This window comes from Massilia sp. CT11-108 (assembly GCF_047302915.1).
Taxonomy (GTDB): domain Bacteria; phylum Pseudomonadota; class Gammaproteobacteria; order Burkholderiales; family Burkholderiaceae_D; genus Telluria; species Telluria orientalis.
The window spans coordinates 1-273 of record NZ_JBKYMO010001509.1 but is presented as its reverse complement, the minus strand read 5'-3'; the positions used below and the strand labels follow the sequence as shown (position 1 = coordinate 273).

The following is a 273-nucleotide window of genomic DNA, read 5'->3' as shown; positions in this document are numbered from 1 at the left end:
CCCCCCCCTATTTATCCCCCCCCCCCCCCCCCACCCCCCCTCCCCCCCCGGCCCGGGGGGGCGGTTTTTTTTAAAAACCCACCCCCCGCGACGCGGCCGCTGCCGCCGATCCGCGGCTCGTCGGTGAACTCGGGCGGCGTCCCGGCAAGACGGCGCACGAGGCTCTCCAGGTCCGGACCTTCCACGCTCACCGCGATCCTCCCCCGCCCGCCGCGTCGGCCCAGCGGCGCCGGCTGAACGCGGCCGCGAACGCGACCAGCTGCGCCATGTCGG

1 pseudogene is annotated in these 273 nt (G+C 76.2%); it reads right to left on the bottom strand.

The window, feature by feature from the left end:
• Positions 1-11: 11 nt before the first annotated feature.
• Positions 12-273, bottom strand: a pseudogene (locus tag ACEN88_RS35440) (hypothetical protein); the annotation flags it as partial.